21 protein-coding genes are annotated in these 23,416 nt (G+C 55.1%); 13 read left to right on the forward strand and 8 right to left on the reverse strand.

Annotation, left to right across the window (positions count from 1 at the left end; all coding sequences use genetic code 11):
* Positions 1–2: 2 nt before the first annotated feature.
* Together H3V53_RS03415 and H3V53_RS03420 are read left to right on the forward strand one after the other, a co-directional pair.
* Positions 3–1,394, forward strand: coding sequence for a TniQ family protein (locus tag H3V53_RS03415; RefSeq protein WP_336596716.1), 1,392 nt, complete (start codon positions 3–5; stop codon positions 1,392–1,394).
* 108 nt (positions 1,395–1,502) lie between these two features.
* On the forward strand, positions 1,503–1,835 hold the full coding sequence (locus H3V53_RS03420; protein WP_336596717.1) for a hypothetical protein: 333 nt from the start codon (positions 1,503–1,505) through the stop codon (positions 1,833–1,835).
* A gap of 54 nt (positions 1,836–1,889) precedes the next feature.
* Here H3V53_RS03420 and H3V53_RS03425 read toward each other — a convergent pair whose 3' ends face one another.
* Positions 1,890–3,458, reverse strand: a complete 1,569-nt coding sequence (locus tag H3V53_RS03425; protein ID WP_336596718.1) for an integrase catalytic domain-containing protein — start codon at positions 3,456–3,458, stop codon at positions 1,890–1,892.
* A gap of 1,801 nt (positions 3,459–5,259) precedes the next feature.
* On the opposite strand from H3V53_RS03425, the gene H3V53_RS03430 reads away from it, so the two are divergent.
* Positions 5,260–5,967, forward strand: coding sequence for a papain-like cysteine protease family protein (locus H3V53_RS03430; protein WP_336596719.1), 708 nt, complete (start codon positions 5,260–5,262; stop codon positions 5,965–5,967).
* Positions 5,968–6,016: 49 nt separating this feature from the next.
* Here the strand turns inward: H3V53_RS03430 and H3V53_RS03435 are convergent, their stop codons facing one another.
* The 3 genes from H3V53_RS03435 to H3V53_RS03445 are packed head-to-tail and all read right to left on the reverse strand — an operon-like array spanning position 6,017 to position 9,575.
* On the reverse strand, positions 6,017–7,705 hold the full coding sequence (locus H3V53_RS03435) for a M48 family metalloprotease (protein ID WP_336596720.1): 1,689 nt from the start codon (positions 7,703–7,705) through the stop codon (positions 6,017–6,019).
* Positions 7,702–8,076 carry a hypothetical protein gene (locus H3V53_RS03440; RefSeq protein ID WP_336596721.1) on the reverse strand — a complete coding sequence of 125 codons (375 nt, stop codon included), beginning with the start codon at positions 8,074–8,076 and terminating at the stop codon, positions 7,702–7,704. Before H3V53_RS03440 ends, H3V53_RS03435 begins: the two co-directional genes overlap by 4 nt.
* Positions 8,073–9,575 (reverse strand): CHASE2 domain-containing protein, encoded by a 1,503-nt coding sequence (locus H3V53_RS03445; protein WP_336596722.1) that lies wholly within the window; start codon positions 9,573–9,575, stop codon positions 8,073–8,075. Before H3V53_RS03445 ends, H3V53_RS03440 begins: the two co-directional genes overlap by 4 nt.
* 721 nt (positions 9,576–10,296) lie before the next feature.
* Here H3V53_RS03445 and H3V53_RS03450 point away from each other — a divergent pair.
* Positions 10,297–11,127: a type II toxin-antitoxin system death-on-curing family toxin gene (locus H3V53_RS03450; RefSeq protein ID WP_336596723.1), complete on the forward strand. Its 831-nt coding sequence runs from the start codon at positions 10,297–10,299 to the stop codon at positions 11,125–11,127.
* Positions 11,128–11,604: 477 nt separating this feature from the next.
* On the opposite strand, the gene H3V53_RS43540 is transcribed toward H3V53_RS03450, so the two are convergent.
* Positions 11,605–12,237 (reverse strand): helix-turn-helix domain-containing protein, encoded by a 633-nt coding sequence (locus tag H3V53_RS43540; protein WP_419539407.1) that lies wholly within the window; start codon positions 12,235–12,237, stop codon positions 11,605–11,607.
* Positions 12,238–12,761: 524 nt separating this feature from the next.
* Here H3V53_RS43540 and H3V53_RS03455 point away from each other — a divergent pair.
* The 8 genes from H3V53_RS03455 to H3V53_RS03490 all read left to right on the forward strand — a co-directional run bounded on the left by H3V53_RS03455 (position 12,762) and on the right by H3V53_RS03490 (position 18,429).
* Positions 12,762–13,604: a metallophosphoesterase gene (locus tag H3V53_RS03455; RefSeq protein WP_336596724.1), complete on the forward strand. Its 843-nt coding sequence runs from the start codon at positions 12,762–12,764 to the stop codon at positions 13,602–13,604.
* Between the two features lie 39 nt (positions 13,605–13,643).
* Positions 13,644–14,507: a hypothetical protein gene (locus tag H3V53_RS03460; protein ID WP_336596725.1), complete on the forward strand. Its 864-nt coding sequence runs from the start codon at positions 13,644–13,646 to the stop codon at positions 14,505–14,507.
* The gene (locus H3V53_RS03465) at positions 14,504–14,983 is read left to right on the forward strand and encodes a hypothetical protein (RefSeq protein ID WP_336596726.1); all 480 of its coding nucleotides are present in this window, start codon (positions 14,504–14,506) and stop codon (positions 14,981–14,983) included. The genes H3V53_RS03460 and H3V53_RS03465 overlap by 4 nt, the downstream gene beginning before the upstream one ends.
* The gene (locus tag H3V53_RS03470) at positions 14,980–15,273 is read left to right on the forward strand and encodes a hypothetical protein (protein ID WP_336596727.1); all 294 of its coding nucleotides are present in this window, start codon (positions 14,980–14,982) and stop codon (positions 15,271–15,273) included. The genes H3V53_RS03465 and H3V53_RS03470 overlap by 4 nt, the downstream gene beginning before the upstream one ends.
* Positions 15,270–15,563 (forward strand): hypothetical protein, encoded by a 294-nt coding sequence (locus tag H3V53_RS03475; RefSeq protein WP_336596728.1) that lies wholly within the window; start codon positions 15,270–15,272, stop codon positions 15,561–15,563. Before H3V53_RS03470 ends, H3V53_RS03475 begins: the two co-directional genes overlap by 4 nt.
* 123 nt (positions 15,564–15,686) lie before the next feature.
* Positions 15,687–16,031 carry a hypothetical protein gene (locus tag H3V53_RS03480; protein ID WP_336596729.1) on the forward strand — a complete coding sequence of 115 codons (345 nt, stop codon included), beginning with the start codon at positions 15,687–15,689 and terminating at the stop codon, positions 16,029–16,031.
* Positions 16,032–16,401: 370 nt separating this feature from the next.
* The gene (locus H3V53_RS03485) at positions 16,402–17,268 is read left to right on the forward strand and encodes a helix-turn-helix transcriptional regulator (protein WP_336596730.1); all 867 of its coding nucleotides are present in this window, start codon (positions 16,402–16,404) and stop codon (positions 17,266–17,268) included.
* 171 nt (positions 17,269–17,439) lie between these two features.
* Positions 17,440–18,429 carry a Wadjet anti-phage system protein JetD domain-containing protein gene (locus H3V53_RS03490; protein WP_336596731.1) on the forward strand — a complete coding sequence of 330 codons (990 nt, stop codon included), beginning with the start codon at positions 17,440–17,442 and terminating at the stop codon, positions 18,427–18,429.
* 810 nt (positions 18,430–19,239) lie between these two features.
* Here H3V53_RS03490 and H3V53_RS03495 read toward each other — a convergent pair.
* The 3 genes from H3V53_RS03495 to H3V53_RS03505 form a co-directional block, all read right to left on the reverse strand.
* The gene (locus tag H3V53_RS03495; protein WP_336596732.1) at positions 19,240–19,788 is read right to left on the reverse strand and encodes a papain-like cysteine protease family protein; all 549 of its coding nucleotides are present in this window, start codon (positions 19,786–19,788) and stop codon (positions 19,240–19,242) included.
* Between the two features lie 7 nt (positions 19,789–19,795).
* Entirely contained in the window at positions 19,796–20,785 is a 990-nt protein-coding gene (locus tag H3V53_RS03500; protein ID WP_336596733.1) for a hypothetical protein, read from the reverse strand.
* Positions 20,786–20,877: 92 nt separating this feature from the next.
* Positions 20,878–22,260: a DUF1906 domain-containing protein gene (locus H3V53_RS03505; protein ID WP_336596734.1), complete on the reverse strand. Its 1,383-nt coding sequence runs from the start codon at positions 22,258–22,260 to the stop codon at positions 20,878–20,880.
* Between the two features lie 282 nt (positions 22,261–22,542).
* On the opposite strand from H3V53_RS03505, the gene H3V53_RS03510 reads away from it, so the two are divergent.
* A complete protein-coding gene (locus H3V53_RS03510) occupies positions 22,543–23,223 on the forward strand; it encodes a hypothetical protein (protein WP_336596735.1) in 681 nt (226 codons plus the stop codon).
* Positions 23,224–23,416: the final 193 nt, after the last annotated feature.

Genomic DNA, 23,416 nt, shown 5'->3' on the forward strand with positions numbered 1-23,416 from the left:
GAATGGATAATCCAGACACCATTGAATGCGAAACCGAACAGCCGTGGGAAAGCGGGCAAGCAGGCGAATTGTGGGCAGGTCGTGAATATCGACCCTTGCCCTATGAGTCTACTGCGTCGGTGGCGGGTCGGTTTGCGTATTGCAACGCAGTCAGTGGCCGAAGTGCCCTGAAGAAGACCATCGGCTACTACTGGGGCGCCTCGACAAGCCGATTCCCAAATGGGGTCAAACTCGATGCGGCCAAGCTGAAGAAACTCTTGAACTGGGATCTTCCAAGGGAGGAGCAGCAGGCGTTGGGAGTGTCTCCCGCACTTCTGAAGTGGATGTTCTGTGAACGTTTTCGGTATTGTCCCGTGTGCGCGCGCATGGGATATCACAGTTTCTGGCATCAGTTCCTCGGGATCGGTACTTGTCCGATACACCACAGCGCCTTGATGACGACCTGCCCGACGTGTAGAGATACAGTGGGTAGATACGGAGATGCTGTAAATGGTGTTGCAGGTGCATTTTTCTGCACGCGTTGCGGATCGTCATTGGTCGGTGAGGCATTTTCTCTAGCACAGCACGAGGTCCTTCGTGCGAACCAGTGTTGGCTGAACGTGTTCAGGCCACTGCAGAGATGGTTTTCGCAAGACAACCTGAGCCTGAAGCTGATTGAGCAGATCGTCATTCAGAACGATCTCCGCGCATGGTCGTGGTGCGAGCCGGGTACATTCCTCTGCTGCGCAGCACAGAAGATTGCCCCAGGCCCAATCGCGCTTCGACCACGTATGCCTGGCACACAGGTTACTGCATTGCATTGGAAGATACAGATGACCTCGAGTCAATACCCTGTGGACGCGCCGAGGGGGCGAAACTCGAATCTACAGCATCATTTTCCTGCGGTCTACGTTGCAACGCTAAGGAAATTGCACAGTTGGGTATTTGATGGTATGAATGGCGCACAGGCAGCTCGTGATATGCGATCGATCATGGAGACTGGATACCTATCAGTCGAGGGGAGAACAGCGCGCCAAATCGCCCTTGCGCTCTTTCGGGCCTGTTTCGAACTTTGCCCGTCTACTGTGTTTGGGTGGACCAATCCAGCAGAAGCAAGGGTGAAATCGAGTTTTCTTGTGCGCTCACAAGACCAATGGCTACAGCGGTTACCCCTTCGTGCGCTTCTCCTTGGTTCGTTCGCTATCTTGTTTCACAGCGTTTTGCGCCAGATGCAACAACACGATCGCGTGTCGCTGCTTGGGCATGGTACTGGTGTGCAGATCGGCGTGCCGCTTGTGCATTTGCCGAGCGACTCGTTACGCGTCGCTTCGAGTGAGATATGTGAAGGTTTTGTCCTATTTCCAACTATTCCAGGATTGGATTTGCACTCTATATGGCCGGCAGACCTTTGGTAACTCAAACGAGGCGACGCAATGCACGCCATACTGCGGAACGAGTGCCGAATAAGGGGGATGTGAGGATACGCGCGAAAGATGTTCGGGCTCAGATGGAGCCTTCCGTCAATGGATAAGCCGCGCGCCCGACAACGCGGATTTCATGATTTCCGGGAGATTTCATTAATGACAGAAGACAAAGCGATTGCAAAGCAACTTTCACAGGAAGTATCGGCAACTGACGATACAACGGCTGTTTGCAGCATTGCTCTTACGAAAAGACATGGCAGACTGATACCTAAGCAACTATCCGTTAAGCTTTATAAAGTATATGCAACGACGGAGATTGTATCAGACGTAGCTAGACAGACGTATTTTCTGGCCGGCAGTCAGCATTTCCTGTGTTTCCGTGCGAACTGCCGCCCGATGAACGTCAGAGATATTAATACCAGCGTGAGATAGAGGTCCTGGGCGGCGACAATTAACTTGACCGGCGTGTTGCCTCACGGGATGATGTTACCCCCGGGGAATTGTCACTGTCCGATTGTTTTGCGATGAAGGCTGGCGCTGCGTAGCGGCGCCAGCCTTCATCGCGTCGGAGTCACCGAGTATCCGGGTCACCAGTTCTCTGGCGCGGTTCGATCGCCATGCCTTCACGCGCCGCTGGAGGGTGCGCAACTGGGCGGTGGAATACATGGCGGGAGCCATCGCGGTGAGACGCTCGTGTAGCTTCTTCGCCGTGATGCCAGGCTCGGTTTCGAGCCATTGCTGTATTTTCGGCCACGTATGTTCGAACGGATCTTCGCGAGTGCGCCAGTCATGCGGGATTCGCGCTCTTCGGTGATGCGTCGGCCGGACTTCACCGGCCTGCCACGCTGTCCCGAGGCTCGCCAGGAAGTCCGCGATTGGAACGTCGATCCCTGTCCTGGTCTCCGTCGGTACACCGCCGGTAGCGCTGCATTGGGCAACGCGCTGCTGCGCTTCGCGCATTTGACGCAGCAAGTCCACAGGATCGAGCGCACGAAACCGCGCACGCAGACTGCGTTTCGTTGCCTCTGGTATCGAGGCAGCGCGCAGGACGCGCTCCAAGGGCGTCAGGGGTGCTTCATAGCGCTTCGTCACCTTCGCGCCGTGACGTGTCTTCGATTTCAGCTTGAATGATGGCTGGAAGAAGTTGATATAGAGCCGCGACACCTGGTAAAGCGAGGCAAGTGTTTCCGTGTCTTCGAGGCCTTGCAACCTGCCATAGCCAACGAGGCGGCGCACGATGGCGCCATTCTTCTGCTCGACCCACGCCTGATCGTTTTTCTTGTAAGCACGAGATCGCGTCAGCTCGATACCCGTTGCCCTGCAGAAGTCAAATACGGTTTCGTTCATGAAAGCGGAATCGTTGTCGCAGTCGAGACCGCGCAGTGGAAACGGTAATGCATGACTGACCCGCTTGATGTGCTCGACGACAAACGCACCGCTTCGAAATGGCATGGTCAGACATTCGGTCCAGCCTGTCGCGATATCCGTCATGACCAAGCTGTGTACGAAGTCGCCGTCAATCTTGGTGCCCCCGCAGTGCTCAACGAAATCGATCTCGAGATAACCGGGCAGAGGATCATTCCAGTCAGTGAAGGTGCGGATCGGGACCGCACGGCGAATCGCATTGCCGATTCCCCCAGCGCGCCGTCGTTGGCCGCTGAATGCCTGCTCGCGTATGTCACGCAGCAGCCGGTCAATGGTGGCAGCGCTGATCTGCTTGAGCCGCTGGCGCACGTCCTTTGATAGCGTCAGGTGACCATACCGTGTCATCGAATCGAGCAGCGTCGGGATGAGCGCTTTCCGCCGCTTGCCGCAGATCCGGTCGGCAGTCTCCCACAGCGTGATCAGCGCGGCACGCACCTCGTCGTCATAGCGTCGCTGAGGTCCGGGCTTCTTACCTGATGGCTGGGGCTCCCGGCACAGCACGCGGATCGCGTGCTTGCGGTGATAACCCGTCAATTCAATGAATTCGTCCAGAATCTGGCGTTTCTCGTCCCGGTCAGAACGGCGGTACCGCTCACCAACTGCCTCAGTCAATTCCCGTCGTGTTGTCATGCTGAGCCGCCTCGTCATAAGTCGCTCCCGCCAGCATTCTGACGGGTAGCAAATTACATGAGGCAACAGCCGCCGCCTGGTAGCAAAAAACCTGAGTCAATGCGCCGGCCGTGCTGCTTGACGCTGTCTAAGGTCCTTTCCGCGCTTTCACCACATAAGCCTCTCGAAGAGATCCAGAGATTTGCTGATCAATCGCGTCTAGTTGTGTGGCGGACCCGGAGCGACACTGAGGCGACTACAAGTCCGATCGATATTGACGCATCAGCATTGGTAGTAAGCATGCGAACATTCTCGATGACGGATGTCGGCGTGACTGCGAGTGTTGCGGCGCCTCGGTTGAGGGATGTCGACGTCGCTAGGGTGGCCAGTATCAAACTGCTGCCTAGCTGTGAGCGATTCATGCCTCCGTCGATTGATTTCCCATCTGAGAAGGCGCTAGCGCTGGCACGCATCGTCGATTCAATTTCACCGGCAGTTGCTTAATACCTGACTGCGCAGATCTTCGGTACGACTGGGCAGATTTCGAGCGAATTTTATACGTGCGAACCGAAGTCGATTCGACGAAGAACTAGATCGATCTGCATCTAGGAATCGTAAACGGTGGCAACTCGAAGCGTTGAGGGCTATGTTCAACGTAGACCATGCGTCCGCCTCGACATTGTGTTTGCTTTGGGCTCCGACGTCGCGGTCGCTCCAGTATCGCGAAGAAGAAAAATGGCGCACCAAACCACAGTCAGAATCGCTGGTCGCAACGCCAACACGCCGACTGTCTGGGAAGGTAGGTATCCGCAAATCCGTGGCCACTTGCAATGCTGGTGTGAAGAGCAATGCAAGCGAGTAAGGGATGCATCGATGTCTTTGAGCACGCCAGGATGGACCGCTTCGCCAGAGTGCTCCCGAAAAGGCTCACCGAGCTGCGTTAATGAGTTGAGCGACACCGACCTATGAAGTGAGTCCGTCGATGAGATTAATTGCATGGTCGGCGGCGTGCCGAGTATGTAGCGCGGATTTGCAGCGTAGCGCGCTTGTAGGTTTCTCATGCAGGAAGTAAGCACCAGAACTCGCCTCCTAATCCTGATCATCGTAGTCGTTGTAATTTCCATCGGCATTTGGGATGGGGCCAGTCTTGTGGGGGTTGCTAGGTCACTTCAGTCGCTACAACAGATGTTCGAGGGGCGTGCGCAGTCGCTTGAGGCAATTTCGATGATCAATAAACCGTTCGCGTAGCGCTTAGTCCCGAATCTGCATCTGGGAGACGGGTTTGAGGTCAAGAATTTCATGAAGCGACCGTTATCTATATCGTGGGATGTCGTAACGAAATCGAAAACTAGTTAATGATCTTCGTCATCTCGAGGCAATGGCATTCTGCGCGGCGGGGGACGCTATCCGCAAAGCCACGGGGAGACGAAAACCTGACGTCCTTCCGCTTGGACCGGTCACGCGCATGCTGGCCAAGGTTGAACTCGTCAGTGATATGCTTCGCATGATCGGCATATACCCGGAAAACGCCAGCGAGCCAACGGCAGAGTAGGCCGGTACATCGCTGAGCGTGGCGTCCGCATCATACGCCGCTATGTACCGTTTTCCCGCGATACAGCATGTAAGCGCCCGTATAGGGTAAGAAGCCCATAGTTACAATGAAAGCTGCGGTTGCAGCCAGGTGCGCGCGTGAATATGCAGAGACTTCTCAGCGTTGTCATAGGCTCGCAACTAGCGCAAGGAGGAGTGAAAAGTTTCACTACCCATGTTGCACAAGCTGCGTGCGCCCAGGCGATAGTTGGCGGACGCTTGGAGAAATCACGTGAAGTCGGGGCTTGGAGTTATGCATAAACGTCGTCGTTTTCTCGGACTAGGCACGATACTGACGTCGATATCTGCGTTCGCGCCGGTGCCGGTAATGGCGAAGTCATTTTTCGACGATGCCGGTGATTTACCGGCAGACTGGGGTCTCGAAATCGTCTCTGCCAGGCAGCCACCTGACGCGGATTTTTGCTGGCTCGCTGCGGCTACTATGGTTCTGTCGTGGCTCGGCGTGCGTCCCACTACGTTGGAATCTACTGCAAACTGGCTGGGTGGCGAATACCGTAGGCTCTACCACGATGGCGTTGGTCTACCAGTCGACATGATTCCGGAAATGGCAGCCAGACTCGCCATGGCGACGGCGCCGCTCGCATCTCTCAGTCTGGAGTGGTGGGAAGAGAAGATCGTTTGCGGACCCATGATTCTGATTGGCATGACGGACATCTCTCCAGGCCCGCACGCACGAGTGTTGATCGGGATGAGCCGTGAAGCAGGCTCCGGAGAGCTGAGGGTAAAATACATCGACCCTCTGGACGGATCGACGTCGTCCCGCTCAATGCGTGTTGTGCAGAGATTTTACGAAACGTTGCCAATCGGGCACATATCACAGCTTCCCCCCACGCAAGTGCTCTATTTCGACCAGCCGGCATTCGAATCACGTATACAATTCCGCGTTCGCGAGGGCGTCCGGGAAAGGGACCAACAATGATAGCTTACAGGCGAGCGAGCCACACCTGAAAAGCAACAACGGCTGGGCACTATTGCTTGAACCAGCGTTTTGAGGCGTTGTCTACAACCATCTTCGTGTGCGCGTCGATTTTCGCTTTCTGCTCGGCGAGTTCTGCAGGCGTCTGGCTCATGGCCAGACAGGACGGGCGATAGCTTGGCATTTTGATCGCGCAAATGTTAGCCATGTCTTTGCTTCGCTTGATGTCGCCGCTGTCCCGATAGAAGGCAATTACGTCAGGCCAGGTTGCCGGCGCCTCGCCGAAGTAGGCGAACTGTTGCTGCAGATAGTTTTGAGCCTGATCGCGGTTCTCCCCGAGCATGAGGTGTGCGAGTGCCAGTTGAAGTTTCCAGGAGCGCTCCCGAGAACTGAGATTGCGCATAAAAATCTGAGTCGTCGTCGGTTTGCCGGAGGCGCGGGCGAGCACTAGAAGGTTGCCCAGATAGAAATCTGGCATGCCATCATTAAGTGTCGGCCCAGATGCGGCCTGTTGTGCGAGCTTTAGTGCCTCCGGATACCGGCGCTGCGCCTGTAACATCTCGATCTGCGGAATAAGTGCGTAATGAGCGAGAATCAATTTAGTCTGGGGCTGGTTTCTGGCAGCTTCCCAAGGTTTGATGCGTGGCGCAGGCCGTTTGGCCGGCAGAAGCGAAGCAACCTCTTTGCTGAGATCATCTTCGCGGGCAGCGCCCTCTGGGTGCGTGTCCCGGATTGCGGCACTACCAGCCACGAGGGCGCCGTCGATGGCTTGCGTGGCGTCGAAGGATTTCTCCTTCAAGCTGATCTGGCCTTCGATCAGCGCGTCGTTGAGCTGACGGAGTGCGTCGTTGATGCCTGCAAGTGCCTGAAGGGGGGCGGCCGCGTCTGACGCGACGACAGGCGGTGGTGGTGATTTTGCGACAGATGCGAGCGTCTGCTTTCTTATCTGAACGTGGATTGCCTCATTCTGCGCTTCAAGAAGCTTTTTATCGCGATCCTTCGCCTGTCGATCGTAAGTATCGATGCGCTCGAGAAAAGCCTTAAACCCGTGAATGTACGAGTAGTTGCAGCGCAGACTGACGGTCGCTCCGAAGAGATCGGCCTGTTCTTCAATGTGACGTTGCCACGCAGGGATGAAAACCGTTGAACCGATGGTCTGAACGACCGCTATCTTGTCGAGACCATTCCATCCGTGGTCGGTGATGTTGCGGTTAACAATCGACCACGTGACACCAGCAAGGAGTGCGCTTGAGTCGCCTGCATTCTTAACGTCGTAGACAGCGTAGTGGTTCAAATAAATGTGGCCATATTCGTGAGCCAACAGGCCAAAGATTTCATCTTCGGATTCTGCTGATTGCAGCCATCCAATGGACAGGTAGATGTTGCCAGCTGGACTGGAACTGGCCTTGAGAGACGTTTCGGCGGTAATGTGCACGGACCCGGGCCAATCTGTCGTGCCCGTGACCGTCTTGATTTTCTGAAGCAGCCCGTTGAGATATCTCTCCATGTCTGGCATTGGAACAAGCCCGAACCCGTCAGCACGACGGTCATTCAGGTCTTGATTGATATCCGGCCACGTATGCTCTGGTGCCGGCGGAATATCGCCGGCCGCTTTCATCACTGCTTTCTGTGGCCCACCCATCGCGGAAGAAAGGGTCTCGGGCGCGGGCAAACCTGCACAGGACGTCAGCACCACAGCCAGAAGTGTGGCGCCGAGCGCCTTGTACTCTGATCGGATCATTTGCAACGGTCCGTTGACGCACCCAGGTCGGCCGCGATGGACGTACCTGCCGGCTGGCGCAAACACGATGCAGAAACGGTTCGATTGGCATGCACCATCATGGAGTCAACCCAGTAGTCTTTCCCTGCAATGTTCACAAGGTAGAAGTCATTCTTCGACTCCTTGATTTTCCAGGGCAACCCACTGACCGGCACAGACTTCGTGGATGCATCATCGCTCGGGCTGGAATACACCAGCAGAGGATCCTGTTTGACGCTGACGACAGATATAGTGTCCAGAGCCGTTGATGCAGCGAAGGCTGGCATGGCAACTGCCGCGCACGAGAGAAGGAGAGCGGTTACGGATTTTGCCGTTTTTGCTAGAGGACTCATTCTTCATTCCTTTCGGTTTCGGAGTGGGTAAGCCATTCGAGAAGCTGTTCGTTCCATTCGAGCCACTCAGCGGCCAAGGCGAAAGCAGCGACGTCGACGACCGTCAGAAAGCCAACGTTGAGAAAATGCTGCCCAACGATCAGCACGCCCAGTACAAGCACGACGGACAGCAGGAGATTGAGCGTTGATTTTGCGCACCAGCGGACTGCATCGATAGCCCTGTGCGCCAACCACCCGAGCACGTGCCGCCAGGAGACGTCGTCTTCGTCAACGGCTTGAGGCCACACCATCAACACTGGCTGTATTTCGGTCTCCCTCGTCGGCGCAGTGGCGAGCAGATGAACCTGGGAGGGGTAAGAACGATACCTACGCGGAATCTCTTTGTGCCGGGCTCTCCGGCGTCGTACCCGGTTCTTCACGACCCGGATCAGTGAGACTGCAACCAGACTCGAAACGGTGAGCAGCAGCAACTTCAGGTTGTCTGTGTCAGAGGTCAGCGAGAGAGAGGTCACTCGCTTGTAGTTAGCCCCGTAAGTCAGGAGGTTGTCGAGCGCCATGGCGTGGAGATACACACCCGGAATACGCCCACTGATCGGCGAATTGATGTAATCGCCGCCAAAGCGTCGAGCAGTGCCCAACAGGACAATTTTGTGGTTGATTTTTGACCCGATTGTCGGGTCAGTTTTCAACTCATATACATATACCGTGTGATGGAAGACGCAAACCGGCTTCTCGGCGTCTGCAAACTTCGCACGATGAATACCGGGAGGAGCAAGCTCCATCCATCCGTGATCTTTCCGACAGTACTGGTCGGACCCGGCTTCTTGGTCGGCGTCGGACGCGCCGTCCGGGCGCGTGGGCTCACTCGCGGCGATCCACGTCAAAGCATCCTGTGCGGGATGTAACCCCCAGGTCAGGGCCATCCGGGCGGCGGGATCTGGCAGACGCTCGCCGGTCACGTCTTCATACAGAGTCATTGCAGCGCTGCGTATTTCCTTCTTGCCGACGTATGATGCAAGCGGGTATTCCCATACGATGTGATCTATTTCATCGGCGGTGTAGGTGACACCAACCTGCGTGAGGCATCGGCCCTCCAGGGCTTGCACTGGCGCGATGGTCGTCAGCGCGCCGTCGGCCGTTGGCTGGCTGGCAAGGTAGACAGGAATGCCGGCACGCTTCAGTGCACAAATTTCGTTGAGAAGAGCGAATATGCTCCTGTCATTTTCGCGAAGGTCTCGAAACGCGATATCGAAAAAGATTGCTTTTGGCTTGTACACTGCGAGACCACGAAGCACTCGGGCGTAGTAGCCATAGTTAGGTGGCCAGTTTTCGTGTGCGTCTTCGAGAGTTGCATCATCAATCAATGCAACCGTGATAGCGTCGCGATTGCCTGAGCCATATGCTTCACCGGCGGCGGGAGCGTAAAGCCGTGCGGCCTTGCGTGTGGCAAAATCTTCGCCCAAGAGATGAGGAAGCAGCAGCGTAGCAGCGACGCCCATGCCGATTGCGAGAACAGCCTGCGCTAAGGTTTTGGCAAAAAAAAATTTGCCGAAAGGCGCGCATCGCGCCTTGAGTCTTGGTGCCGATTTTCATCTCGCAACTTGTCGATAACGCCTGTCGCCTGATCTGCAAACATGTGTATTACGCCTATCTTCCAGATATCGACCGGGTTTAGAAAAACTTTAACGCGTTCGTCGAACGCGGCGGCGGTCACATACTTTGTCGAAACCGGCGTTCAGGCGGTCATTCTCGAGGCCCAAGCTCAAGCTCAAGCTTGATCAGCGAATTGTCGTTACCAGCGCTATCAACCGCTACCATCTTCTGGAGACGTCCGTGCCATAGCGAGGAGAGCTTCCACAGCCGGAAGTTGACGAATCCGTACTTGAGCGCGCAAGGCCATAGGCGAGCTCCCTCCCGCCTGACAGCCCAGGTCAAACACAGAACTGAAGGGGGTGTTCGGGCTCGGAATTTTAGCGCCCAATTTCGACGCTGAAGCGTCAAGGAGCGTGTCCGTCGAGGCAGTCCTGTCGCGTAGACCAAAGATATGTCATCCAGGAGAACGAGGTTGACGACGAGACTAGTGGACCAAAGAATTGCCGGCTGCGACAATACGGATCAACATAGTTATGAAACAGAATAGGTAGAACATATCTGTTGCAAGTATGGTCGAGTATTTCTATACTATATTGAGGTTCAGCTCACAGGCCCTTCTATAAAAAAATGCGCCGCTCGAACACCAGGGTTTCTGACACTATTCGCTTTATTGACTACAGTGATGTTATCTCGATTCACGAGCAGCTAGCGGCGGATATGGCAAATACGGAAGATGCGATAAGTCCCGTGGGTGTTAAGAGCGATGGTCTTTTGCATTCGGCTGTCGGACGCCAACACGCCGGATTTTCGGGGTCTTTAAAGTACAGTAGCATTGAATCGAACGCCGCTACCTTGGCTTATGGAATTTGTTGCAATCACCCCTTTCACAATGGCAATAAGCGCACGGCTTTGGTTTCGATGTTGTGCCATCTGGACAAGAACGATCGCACATTCGATACAAAAGTCACGCAAGACGATCTTTACAATCTAATGAGAGATATCGCTGCGCATCGATTCGCAACCGATCGTGGCGGAGTCAAGGACAAGTCTGACGAAGAGATTGAGAAGATTTCTACGTGGCTGCGCAAGCGCGTCCGTAGAGTGGAGCGGAATGAACGACTGCTGACTTTTCGCGAGTTGCGTACGATTCTTCAACGATATGGATTCTTGCTCGAAAATCTGGATGGAAACAAGATCGACGTTATTGCCGTCGAACAAGTTACGGATGGCTTCTGGTTCTTCAAGACCATCAAAGAATCCAAGCGGCGAGTCATCCGGATCGGATGGCCACGTGACGGAGCGGTCGTCGCGCGACAGCTGTTAAAAGATATTCGTGAAGCTTGCCAACTAACAGAAGAAAATGGAATCGACTCGCGGATGTTCTATGCGAGCGAGCGCCCAGTCGATTACTTTATACACAGCTATCGGGGCGTACTTCGCCGATTGGCAAAAACATAGACATGTAGCCGCTGTCTCACTTGGCGGTCATTTTTTCAATTAAAATTCCGACTTGTTGGTTCAGCTGATTGCGACGGCGGCCGACCTTATGTCGACTTCGATAAGGCTTGCGGCGTCTCTTTTTCGGCGGCCGAGCCATTGCTCGTTCGACGAAGCCTCCCATTGTTGGATTGGTTATAAGCATTGCGAATGCCGTTGCGCTCTGAACACTGTCGATGTCGCCATGATGTCATGTACCGCGAGAACGGATCGAGAGCGCGAGTTTGTTGATACAGGACACCGGCCATGCTGCTGACACTATCTAAGCGGCGTAGCCGGATAGCTGTGCGCGGCCGCAAAAACGCAGAATTGCCGGAATGCAGTTACGAGTAAACGATCGGGGCACTAACTCCAGATACTCCGCAAAAATTGGTGCCTTTCACATCGCTTCATCGCTTTGCCCGCCTTCTTGAACTGTATCGGCGCTGAAGGTCACTGCTACTCATCAAGTGCATTTGGCCTTTGATCGGCCGAGGAAGCCATGTCTAGCTGCTCGGGAGGCCAAGACACAAAGCTGCCTGAGCTGGTGAAATGTAGGTTGCCTGGCGCAGCAGCGCGATCTCGCCGTGCTAGCCGAAGCCGGTATTCTCTGTCAGAAATAGGGGCTAAAACATCGACAGCCGTGCTCTTCATCTGATTCGCGATACTTTCAACGTCAGATAGGCACGGGGTAAACGCCAGAACTTCGATGCGATGTACATACGTTCGGAAGCGGCCAGAGGCTTCCGATAATCGTTCTTGGCTGAAACCGAATTCCTTTCTAAGGCGCGCAAAGTTCCCCGCCACTCGTATCTGTGATTCTTGGCCGCAATACGCGATATTCGAGGCGACATTGCCAGAGACCAGTTGCGGCACATCCAGTAGAAGGGCTCTAGCCAGTTGGTCGAGCGTCGGCAACCGGGGGTCTGCGATCAGTGACGGATCGTCCGTTTCGCGCTCAAGCCGGGTTATTACCCGACGAGATACACCCGAGATCCGGGACAGGGAATCCTGGGAGAGCCCTAAGGCTGAGCGACGCGCGCGCACGAATTGGCCCAGGAGCCCTGGGATTAGTTTGTTTTTGTTGGACATGTTGGCGCAAGCGTCGCCGACATGCGCCTAATTTGCTAGATAGCATTCGAGGCCACGCTAAATTAGTCCACGCCAAAAAAGTCTCAAAAGAGTATATACTCTCGGTTGCGACGATAGATTCTGGCGTCTGAATGGTTGCCGTTCGCCCGTGAAAGCCAGGTGGATTGCGTGCACGGCGTGGATGGGCTGTCGTCTCGCGGCTGCTAGGCAGCACTGTGCCGACGGCGTTGCGCCTCTCCGATGAGGCAATTGATAACAAGCGTTGCTGCTGGCGTCGTTGTAAACCGCGCTTCGATTGACGCGGTCGCTGAAGGGAGTGTGGACATCGCAATCGGAGTCGCAGGAAGTGCACATGCTGCCGGGCTGTGCCTGTGAATCGCCCGCATATGGCGGCCAACAAAGCGAGATCGAACGACTTAGATGGCGAGTCGGTCAATAGGGGGAGACGAGCCGCCCGAGCGAATTGCACCGATAGGGCATTCACCTGTCGGGCAACTCAAGGGTGTGGCTAATGGACGTGCGTCATGCGCGCTGCTTATCACCGCGTTGCGCACAGAGAAAGCTATGAGGTAGTAGAAACTTGCATGCGCGCACAGATTGCGTCTGATTTGCATCATGAGGTGGCCGTGAGCGGAAACACTCTGGTTCCGCTTCCGCTTGCAGCGGACGCCGAGTTGCTCGTTCTCGCCGGAGACATCCACGTCGGAACGGCTGCCATCGACATATATGGTCAGTATCCAGTGCCCGTTCTGTATGTACATGGCAATCACGAGGCCTACGGTCACGATTACCCAGAAATCCTCGAATCGCTGGAGAAGCGAGCACGCGGCACATCGGTGACATTTCTTGAGAAGAGAGGATGTGTGCTCGGCGATATTCGTGTGCTTGGAGCCTGTATGTGGACCGATTACAGCCTGAATGCATCCAGCCGGAAAGACGCCATGGAGCAAGCAGGGTCGTCCCTCACAGACTTTCGAGCGATCCGACGCAGCGAGAACGGCCTGCCGCTCCAACCAGAAGACGTATCTGTCTACCACCACGAAGCAGTCCGATGGTTAGTTCGGGAACTCGCGACACCGTTCACGGGAAAAACTGTAGTTATCACTCATCATGCGCCAAGTATCCGCTCGCTTCCTTCAACTGCGCGCGCGCATCGGCTCGCGCCGGCTTACGCTGCTGGCGTTGAATCTCTTGCTACTCAGGCAGATGTCTGGATACACGGCCATGTTCATGCGTCAGCCGATTTTTACCTCGGGAAATGTCGCGTGATTGCTAATCCTCGAGGTCGGCCGGGAAAGAATCGCAAGAATCCGTCTATCCACTATGAAAACGCACAGTTCAATCCTGTGCTGACGCTTGATCTATAGCATCCGAAAGGCATAACGATGACTGTTACGCGAAGAGCCGTGAGCGACGTGATTCTCGAACGCTGGACTATCCGTGAAACCAATCATGGGGAACGGCATTTTACTGGCTGGAACGTTGTTGATGCCGAGGGCCGCGTCAGTACGCCGATCCAGACATTTGATCCCGTGACGCGAACGGGAACGACGGCGAGCGGGAGTTGCTATCAGCTTCGCGGTCGAGCAGGCTACGACAAGGATGCAGAGCATGTCTGGCAGTATGCGGCCAGGATGTGGAAGATCACGTCGTGGATCGACGTCACATCGACCCTGGTTCCCGATTTCAAGAATCCGAATCCGCGATCTGACATGCAGGCTCCAACGGAGATGGCGAACGTTTCGTCGCTGAACGCCGACTCTGACTCTGCGCAGACGCAGTTCGACGCAGAACCAGCATCTAGGCTTGCAACAATCCGCTATCGAGCCATCGCTTACGAAGCCGAGCAGCCCGTCAACAGATCATTACCGAATCAATTGCGTTCTGAAGTTGTTGATGAAGGCAGGGTTGCGATCGTCGCGCTTGATCCTCCCGACAGCACCCTTGAATTCCTTGCTTGCGTTAGGGTGTTGCTCGGCGAGCGGGTCATGTCCAGGGCAACCCGACAGGCCTTCGTTGCTCTGCCATCTCGCACAATGGTCTTTATTGAAAGCGTTGAGCCGGGCGCTCACGTGGGGGAGAAAGTCGCGAAGCTAGACGTTACAGTCGATGTCGACGGTGTACGAGCGGGAATGTTTCTCGACGAGCGGCCACGTATCGATCTCGGGCCTCTCCAAACCATAAATGGTGAGGGCATCTGGCAGACAGTTCTTCGATTTTTGCCGACCGTCGAGGTCCAACGTGAGTCTGCACAGGATACCCAGTCATGAGCAACGCCTTGGAGGTAAGGTGGTGCGCGAAGGCATACCAGGGGCGCTTCCTCGACTCAGATGAGGTGCCCTACATATCTGAACTACGGGGTGTGTTTGCGCCTCTGCTGAAAGACCGCAACGAAAAATGTATACGACGGGTAATCATCGATGCTGTTCGCGTTGAGCTCAAGAAAACTGTACGAGCCGGTATTCCGATCGACAGCGATGCAATTGTGGCACCGTTTATGACCGTATCAGTCGAGCAGGTGGTTGAAGATACCGATGGTCGAAGTGTGATGGTTGCAGTGATTGCGCGCCTTCAGATGGTCAATGATGGTCGTCTCGTGCACGGAAACATCTGGATAGAGGGCACCGGGTTCGTCGAGCTTGAGTCTACGTACCTGGTCAATGGCGATGGTATTTGGGAGATTGCGGCACGTATTTTGGGTCCACTTCACCGCCCTGATCTGGTTCTTTGCAAGGAAGCGCAATGATGTCGAAGCCGAATCGGTTGAATCAGAAAAGACCGGGACGCGACCAGCAGACTACATCTGCGGGTGTAAGCGGAGTGGATGATTGCATTATTGTGATGGCTCGACATCTTCTCAATGGTTCACCGCGACATGTTGTCGATCTGCTGATTAGCCCAAGCTGGGAAGTGGGGCGATTGATGAAGGCGGCGATCGCAGAGGCGGTCTATCAACAGAAGACAGGTTTCATCCTGTCGAGCAATACCGAGGCGTCGCATGTGTCATTCAAGCACCGGCGGAGCACTTTCGAGTGAAAGTTCGTGAATTAATGGCACATCTTGCGCAGGCGGATCCAGACGCCGTGGTCCTTCTGTTTCCTCAGCATGCAGATAGCACTGACGGCGCCGAGTTGAAAGAAATCATCGTCCCTGAAAGTTCATGGGTACACGAAGTGGGCGAGGGTGGGGAGCTCGAAGTCTTTTATCCAGCAGAGCCACGAAAAGATGAAAATAGAGGCCCGATGCGAACCACGCGCGAGCGAGTCGTGCTGCTTGGCGAAGAGTTGGGCAACTACCGGTACTGGTCGTGCTGGCCAGACGTGTAAGGACCAATCAGAAACGATAGATTGGAAACCGGAGCTCTCTCGACAGAGAAGACTCTGGATTGTTTAAAATGCAGGTATCTTCACGGGCGCATATGCGCGATGGCTTGAAAGGAGTGTTATGACGTGAGTAGCACCATCGCGCTTTCAATCTTTCCCTCCGACAAGGTCAAGGAATTCCTTGCAAGTCAAGGGATGGTCTTCGATGCCGGACTGCACGGCGAGACGCTTTATGTGGAGGTGCGTGAAACACCTCTTATCCTGGTCCAGCTCGAAGCGGCAGGCATCTTCGACCGATCGAAGAGTAGCAAATGGGACATGCAGAGTTTGACTGCGTCTGGCGTCACGCTTTACCTGATGCATCCAGACGCGGGTGACGGCTATGTCTTTGTACCGCTGAGCAACATTGTGTCCATACATACTGTAAGCGAAACATGGACACAGGATGTCAAGAGGCATCGGATCGACTGACGCATTGAGGTCTATGTGAACGGTTCGATAAGGCCCGAGTGCGCGACTGACACAAAAACCTGTCTACGCAGGTCGAGGGCAAAGCATTGGCAGATGTGCCGGAAAGATGATGCAAGCGTCGCCGTTGCGTGCGTCGTTCACAGCAGCGCCGCAAGCGATTACCGGCGGCTTGCGAAGGTTAATGCGCCACAATTCCGATACACCGTGCAGCTAACCGCCCCTGCGTATATCGTCCACCAGACCAGCATAACCGATCTGCGTCGCGTCGATGCGACAGTCGCCTTGCCGTCTTGTTAAAGAGCATCATAGCTGTTGATGTATCGTGCAATAAATTGTATGCTGCAATTAATTGCACGATCACTATATTGGCATGGTACGCATGATTCCAGATTCCCCCTTGGCGCGCCTCGACGCGATGTGGCTAGTTTTGATCTGGGAGGGCGAACTCGGCCGGTCGCGCGTAATGAAGCTGTTCGGCATCGGAGAAACACGTGCGAGCCAATGGATCAAGGAACTGCGGGAAGCTTACCCGGACACGATGCTCTGGAATACGAGAACGCGCACGTTCAAAGCGATCGACGCTGGTTATGCGCGGTTCGAGCAGGAGTACAGTACGGCACGGCTTCGGGCCGCATCATTGTCTCGCTATCTTGCGCTGACGGGATTGCCGCTTGATGATCCGGGGCAGAGAGGAGATGGTATTCAATGGGCATCCTATCCGGACATGTCAGCGCCAGCGCCGGCAATCTTCTCGAGGCTAAGGCAGGCGATTTTGCGCCGTGAGATGGTGTCGATCGAGTATGCCTCGATGAACAATCCGGAACCACATCTGCGGCGAATCGCGCCGCATGGGCTGATCAAGGCCGGGCGGCGATGGCATGTTCGCGCGTATTGTGAGCGCGCAGCGGGGTTCCGTGATTTCGCCATTGGACGGATATCGGGTCTGGAGCAACTCGCAATCGAATCTGCCCATTTGGAAACTGAGGATACGGCGTGGAACACCTGGGTCAGGGTGGAGCTCGTTGCGCACCCGGGTCTCTCCTTACCGCAGGCACAGGTGATCCAGCGAGAATTTTTCAACAGTGGAAAGCGACGCGTCGAACAGTGTCGTGGCTCATTGCTGCACTATTTCCTGCAGGATCTGATGGTCGCTATCGAACCAGCGACACAACAGGCGCCCGATTACCAGCTTGCTGTCGCCAACCCACGGGAGATCGAGCCATGGCTGTTTCGTTAGGTGCTGGCAATGCCCAGCTTCTGGGTGGTGCAGCGGCGACGATGCTTTTCGCTCGCATACCGGACAAGATATTCGCGCCTCTTGCATCGCCCAATCGACACTTTTACTGGATGCTGCTTTGTCTGCTGCATCGACGTCGTTTTGGCCCGGACGCGCCCTTGCCGTCGATCGATGGTTTCCCCGCACGAGAAATTACACGCGACATTGAAGATGCGCTGCGTTCGCGTAGAACTCGCAGATCTGAGTCGGCTCGCCGATTTTCTGCAACTGGAGACCAATACATCCAAAATCGCTGTAGCGGGTACTGCCTTATCTCTTCATCTTTCGGCCTTCCCTGTGCTGGTTGAAGTACTGTCGTGTTGGAGCACGCTACGCAAGGTTCGTGGGTCTGGTCCAGAACACGTTCAGGACTGGATAGACGCGGTCGCAGTCATTGAATACATGCAGCGAAATCAGGAGGCGAAGGCCGATGAGCTCCCCATACGAGAGGTCAGTGCGCGCCTTTTCAAGGATTCGAAGCGTATTGAACGCATCACGGCGCAGCTTGACGTCTTACTATCAGGCAGCATCGAGAGCGAGGTCCGTCAATCTTCCGATGTCTGGCGCGAAATAGGTCTCGGGCGTGAGGAACAGCCTGTACGTATGGCTGGGGCGGTAGTTATACGACGCACACGCTTGACCTCGATACTTGACGAGCCGTATGCGGGCTTCCCTGCGAGCTCAGTACTCGGCGTTGAGGGACATCCCGACTACGTTCTGACGATCGAAAATCAGACTACGTTTCACACTGAGGCGAAGCGACGATGCATGGAGAATGTTTTGCTGATCTATACAGCAGGTATGCCTTCACCGTCCTGGTGTGCGATGTACGAGCGATTATTGTCATCGATATCAGCCGACGTGCCTATCCGGCACTGGGGCGACGTAGATGAGGGCGGTTTCCGGATTGCAGCGTACATTGCATCGACTGCTGCGAATGCCGGTCGCACATTATCACCGTATCGGATGAGCCCGGACGATGTACCGGAAGGCGCCCGTGTCAAGGCGGACGATGGGAAGGCAGCACGAATGGGTGATTTCGCGAAAAAGGCTGGTTGGTATGAGCTTGCGGCAGCCATACTCGATTTGAAGTTCACTGCTGAGCAGGAGTCGTTAGGTTGAGGTTGGTAGCGTTGACCAGATGTTGTGCGATGCAGCTTTCCGTATGTGTAGCGCATTCACAGTCTTGCTCTTTGATTCGAGCAGAAAAACATTTCCTGGGGGCGTCAGGGGGATGACTTTCAACGCAGGTCTGCTTGACCGAATGCTCTTTATCGAGCTGTGTAACGCCTGGATAAGCGCAGTCAGATCCGGTGCTGTGCTATGGGGGCACGACGATTCACTGTTCCCGATGCTAAGTCGTCACTCGATCAACAATAACTCCTCACCTCGCCTTCGCCGGACCATTTCGTACCTGGGCAACTCGCCGCATCAATTCGGTGCGAGTAAGCACCGACGGGTTGAGCTGGCGCTTGGTTGCAATGCGAGTTGGTATGAATCTGGGACTACGACCATGAAGCCACACCACAGTGATGAAAAGCGAAGGAAACGTAAGGAAGCGTAACTCGGCCGAAACGTTATTTTCCTCCAGCCATTTGAGGCCTGTCTCAAGCGCACGCTGCAGTGCTTCTGCCGACTCCTTACCCCTTACGTGTACGCTCGTTTCTTCGTTGTTCAAGGGCGAAAGGTTAACACTGGCCAGTGCACGACCACCCGAACTTATCAAAGCACGCCAGCCTGTTTGTGTAGTAGCGCGACGAGTCGCCCCACGTGCATACTGCTTTGGATCTGCAATATATAATGGAAATGGGCCATGAATAGTGAGGGTGCCGGCGATATCGTCGGCTTCTCCCAGGCCTGTAAGCGCTCGAGCGACCTGAGTTCCCACGGAATCCAGGTTCCCCGGATAAGGTTTACACGTCAGTTGCATGGCTAGTTTCCGGTCAAGTAGGTGTTACTCCATACGCCGCCATTTTTCAGAAAATTTGTCTGCAAATCCTCGAAGGCACATACACCGCTGCCATAGATAGGATCAGAGACCAGAATGTCCTTGATCGTAGAGGGGTTTGGTACGTCTTCGACTCCGGTGACGAGCAGAAAATGAGCACCGCCATCTGACCACCTTACCCGGACTGGGATAGCGCGTTCCTTGTCAACCTGATCTGAAAGCTTTTCAACAGACACAGCGCCGGTGCATTCGACATTGAAACCGAGAAAAGTCAGAACGACTTTCAAGTCTTGAGGTTGGTTGCATACGCTGCTATCGCCGTTGTCGCAGCACTCGCCACCCGTGACCTGTGATGCGATAGCGCATTGGGTGAGCGAGCCGGGTCCGCCAAAGGAGGTATTGATAGCGGCCGCAACTGCTGCCCAGCACCATTCGGATTGAATTTGCGGATCAACTGAAATCTTCAGTTTCCTGAAAGGACGAGAGGACGGTGGTTGAAACGGCAGATCGATTTGCGGTATTTGAGGCAGCATGATTTCCTCAGTAAATGCAGATATGCCCGTCACTCTGTGCGGCATTCTTGATTGCAGACATGGCTTCCGAATACGTCTTGCGTTTTACTATGGAGTTCTCCATCAATCCCGTTGCCAGGTTGGTAGCCGCGTCCGAAGACTGGAGATACTCGGCAACGGGTCCTGATTTCGGAGGAGCCGACTTTGTACCGGTGGCCCCCTGAGTTGCATTAATGACTCCGCCGCCCTTTGTGTTTTCTGTGCCAGACGATCCGGTTGCTGAACCCACGGCTCCCGCGAGGGCGCTATGAACATCGCCGTTGGTTAGAACCTTTCCTCGCGCAGCAAGCTGCGCCTTGCGATCGATAGCATAAAAAAGGCCTTTCAACGTTGGCAAGATTGCTCCTGCAGATGAGAGTTCTGTGTTTGCGGAGACGAGTGTCTCCGCAGCCCGACTTATCAATGCGTCTGCCCTGAACACTTGGAGCTGATCAGCGCTTGAAAGAGCTGCCGGGAGTTGTGATCGTTTTGCTTGCGCGTCGGCTAAGCGATCAGTCAGCAGGTCAATTGCGGCTGCCAGCTGATTTCGCTGTTTCGAGAGACCAGGATTCAACTCCTCGTCGACCTTCGCGCTCGACAACGAGAGGCAGCTGAGCTGCGTTGCTGCTTCCGAATAAGCATCCTGTTTGGTTTCTGGTGCGAGCGTCGAATATGTGAGTGCCCAAACACCGGCTGCGAGCGCCAAACCGATAATCCAATTGGCTTTGGCAGCACCGCTGGCAAAGCTTGCGACGGCTACGCTACCCGTACCAAGCAGAATGAGCGGCGCGTTATTCCCCCAAAATTCCTTGTTGCCCCAAGTTTGACTCCCGGCCTGGTATTCTTTTGCTCGCGCATCAAGCGCAGTCCTGACCGTGTGAATACTGCTTCCGTCAATAGGAGCCGCTGGTGGTACTGAACTGCACGCGCAAAGTACAACAATGGCCAGCACAAGGCTGCGAGTCAATGCTTTGTTCATCTCATCTGTTCCCGAGTGAGTACAGGCGTGCGCCTACGGAGCCGAACAAAGCCTTCGACGTACCTTCCGGTTGTAAGGAACCGAGCAAGTTTTTATCGAGCGCGTAGAAAGTATTCGATGGGCGTTCTTCCTTGCCCACTGGCGAAACGTTCGTGAGGCGCGTCGATATCGCGTCGATTGTCGGCAATCGTCATCTTGTCTGGGCCAGAGGTCGTAATCACCAGATAGACATGGTCTGACCCGGGTGGAGAAGTATTGTCGAAACACACACCGACATCACCGGGGATCTGATCACCGACAGCAGTCTTTGACCAGCCTCGATCCAACAGTATCTGCGCAATCTTGCCGGCGCCCCACGTCATGGGGACGTCGATTCGCGCCTGTTCCAGCAGCGCGCTGAGATGGGCCGCGCACCCATTCGTGGGGTACCCCGGAAGCGACGCAGCTGCTGTCTCGCGAGCCTCTTTGAGGCCGTCGGCCGAGCTGCCTTGTCGTATGAGCTCTGGAATATGTATTGCGTCGGCCGTAGGATGATCCTTGAGGGCAGTCGTTGAGGGCGTCGCGGAGTCGACCGCTGCAGAGATGGGCGCTTTGTCTGTGAGATACGCGCTGCTGACAAAACCGTCTGTGGCACCATCACCTTGCAAATCGACAGACATCCAGGAGCCGACTGATTTCAACGGATGAACCAGCGAGCCGAAAGCCAGGAGTCGAGAGACGTTAAACTCAACCCCGGGACCCGTTCGCAGATGCAGTCCACCACGAGCGTTTACGAACATCTGCATTGGGACGGTAGCTGGCGCCGCAGGAACCAGAGGAGGCTTAGGCGCCTGTTGTGCCGGCGAGAGCACAAAATCGCTGATGGCTCCGTCGCTCGCGGCGGTGTTGGGGTCGCATGCAACGCCTCCGATCTGAACAGGCATACCTTGGTTGAGCGCCCAGCGACGAGAATCCAGAAACGACTGATGTCCAGCCCACCCGGTAGACTGCGCCAGCCACGCGAAGCTGGCCAACCCAGCGTTGAGGATAGCATCACACGTTCGCCCGCTCCCGTAGACGCCGACGAGATAGTGCGGCAGATTTGAAGGAGCTGCAAAGGCGTCGGCGATGCCCTGAAAATATGGAATAATCCGGGTCCGAATTTCATCTAACGATGCATCGAAGTCAACACCAAAGTAGATTGCTGTGCCGGCTGGCTGATCGATTTCGTTGGCACCGTACTGGCGTGCATATTGGGCGTCCGCCACTCCGCAGGATCGATCGAAATTGGTTGCGATGTTTCCCTGCCGACTTTCGTGGACAATTCCGAGCCGTAATCCGGCCGCACAAAATTGGTTAGCCTCGGCGCGGGTCGGTCGCTTTGAGGGGCGGACTGTATCACGCGAGTAGTAGCGGATAACCGTTTTTACGCCGGCAGCAGCCAGCGCAGAAGCACGGCTACCGCACGTGCTCGACACATCAATGATGCTTGCCATGGTGGCCCTCTCTCTCGTGCGTGCGATCCGGTCTTGGGATCGAGCGAGTTCTTATTTCGTCGCTTAAATGCAGCAGGCCTTGTCATAGCGCTGTTGAAAAGCATCCGAAATGCACACGACACTAGGTGTGAGATAAGAGCCGGTATGTTCGGTGGCGCACACACCTGAGACGTTATGGGATAAGTAGATAACCGAGGCAGTTCTGCCTGATTTATGACCTATGGTGACAATTCTGAGAGACGGATTTTCGGCGAAGGGTAGTTGAACCCTCGGAGAATCGCGATGGATGATGAACAAACGTCACCGCCGGCACATGCTGGCGGAATAATTAGGTACGTAAGATCGTGCGAAGACAATCTACCTTTAATTGTGCTCTGCACATTGGTGCTTTTTATCGTCATATCTTCGATTTCTGCGTACCACCTCGCAGTAATTTCAGAAGACCATGGGGAGAGGGACGGCGGGTACGCTATCTGGCCGTTTGTCGTATTCGTTGCGCTTTCACTCGCTTTTTCGGCATGGTTCATCTCGTGCTTCACGGGCGATCAATCTCCGGAGAAAGACAGGCAGAGTTTTCGCTTCGCCTATGCCTTTACCATCACGGCGTTTGTAGTTTTGATGATCCCGGTTGCGAACCCATGGCAGCCCGATGTCATTGGGCCAATCAGTCTTGTACGGGGATGTGTTCTGGCTCCGGCTAATGAAGAGTCGTCAGTGCCTGGTGCAATCAGGTGCGTGAGAAGTGAGCCCGAATATCTGCCCCCGGAAGTCAAGTCGATGTATTCCCATCCCGGCGGCGATCGTCCTGCCAGCGGTGCAGTTGCTAGTACCGCTGCAACTGCAAGCGCCGCTATAGCTGCAAGCGCTGCCGTAGCCAGCGATGCGATGAGCAGCGAATCGCATCGCAGGGGAAAACTGAATCTCCCACACGACGGTACGCAGTGTGCGACAAACGAAGAATGACCCAAGGGCCGTGTATTGAGGGATTTTCGTATCCGTGGCTCGTCACACTAGGCAGATTCAACGGCGTAGTCATCCAGGAGAACCGACTTCTTGTGACAAGAAATGGCTCCACGACTCCGGCACAGGTGGCGTCAACCGGGGCAAGCGAGCCGAGTGCTTCGGCCTCGTTAAGCGCATCCTCACCTGAGGCAGC

The organism is Paraburkholderia bengalensis, from assembly GCF_037126505.1.
In the GTDB taxonomy this organism is placed as follows: Bacteria; Pseudomonadota; Gammaproteobacteria; order Burkholderiales; family Burkholderiaceae; genus Paraburkholderia; species Paraburkholderia bengalensis.

What these genes read in the sequence shown, in the direction of transcription:
- H3V53_RS03440 (WP_336596721.1), bottom strand. Translation starts at nt 8,076, where the DNA reads ATGAGTCCTCTAGCAAAAACGGCAAAATCCGTAACCGCTCTCCTTCTC.
- H3V53_RS03455 (WP_336596724.1), top strand. Translation starts at nt 12,762, where the DNA reads ATGCGCGCTGCTTATCACCGCGTTGCGCACAGAGAAAGCTATGAGGTA.
- H3V53_RS03510 (WP_336596735.1), top strand. Translation starts at nt 22,543, where the DNA reads ATGGATGATGAACAAACGTCACCGCCGGCACATGCTGGCGGAATAATT.
- H3V53_RS03470 (WP_336596727.1), top strand. Translation starts at nt 14,980, where the DNA reads ATGATGTCGAAGCCGAATCGGTTGAATCAGAAAAGACCGGGACGCGAC.
- H3V53_RS03450 (WP_336596723.1), top strand. Translation starts at nt 10,297, where the DNA reads ATGCGCCGCTCGAACACCAGGGTTTCTGACACTATTCGCTTTATTGAC.
- H3V53_RS03505 (WP_336596734.1), bottom strand. Translation starts at nt 22,260, where the DNA reads ATGGCAAGCATCATTGATGTGTCGAGCACGTGCGGTAGCCGTGCTTCT.
- H3V53_RS43540 (WP_419539407.1), bottom strand. Translation starts at nt 12,237, where the DNA reads ATGTCCAACAAAAACAAACTAATCCCAGGGCTCCTGGGCCAATTCGTG.
- H3V53_RS03485 (WP_336596730.1), top strand. Translation starts at nt 16,402, where the DNA reads ATGGTACGCATGATTCCAGATTCCCCCTTGGCGCGCCTCGACGCGATG.
- H3V53_RS03415 (WP_336596716.1), top strand. Translation starts at nt 3, where the DNA reads ATGGATAATCCAGACACCATTGAATGCGAAACCGAACAGCCGTGGGAA.
- H3V53_RS03435 (WP_336596720.1), bottom strand. Translation starts at nt 7,705, where the DNA reads ATGATCCGATCAGAGTACAAGGCGCTCGGCGCCACACTTCTGGCTGTG.
- H3V53_RS03495 (WP_336596732.1), bottom strand. Translation starts at nt 19,788, where the DNA reads ATGCTGCCTCAAATACCGCAAATCGATCTGCCGTTTCAACCACCGTCC.
- H3V53_RS03500 (WP_336596733.1), bottom strand. Translation starts at nt 20,785, where the DNA reads ATGAACAAAGCATTGACTCGCAGCCTTGTGCTGGCCATTGTTGTACTT.
- H3V53_RS03490 (WP_336596731.1), top strand. Translation starts at nt 17,440, where the DNA reads ATGGTTTCCCCGCACGAGAAATTACACGCGACATTGAAGATGCGCTGC.
- H3V53_RS03465 (WP_336596726.1), top strand. Translation starts at nt 14,504, where the DNA reads ATGAGCAACGCCTTGGAGGTAAGGTGGTGCGCGAAGGCATACCAGGGG.
- H3V53_RS03425 (WP_336596718.1), bottom strand. Translation starts at nt 3,458, where the DNA reads ATGACAACACGACGGGAATTGACTGAGGCAGTTGGTGAGCGGTACCGC.
- H3V53_RS03445 (WP_336596722.1), bottom strand. Translation starts at nt 9,575, where the DNA reads ATGGGCGTCGCTGCTACGCTGCTGCTTCCTCATCTCTTGGGCGAAGAT.
- H3V53_RS03420 (WP_336596717.1), top strand. Translation starts at nt 1,503, where the DNA reads ATGGATAAGCCGCGCGCCCGACAACGCGGATTTCATGATTTCCGGGAG.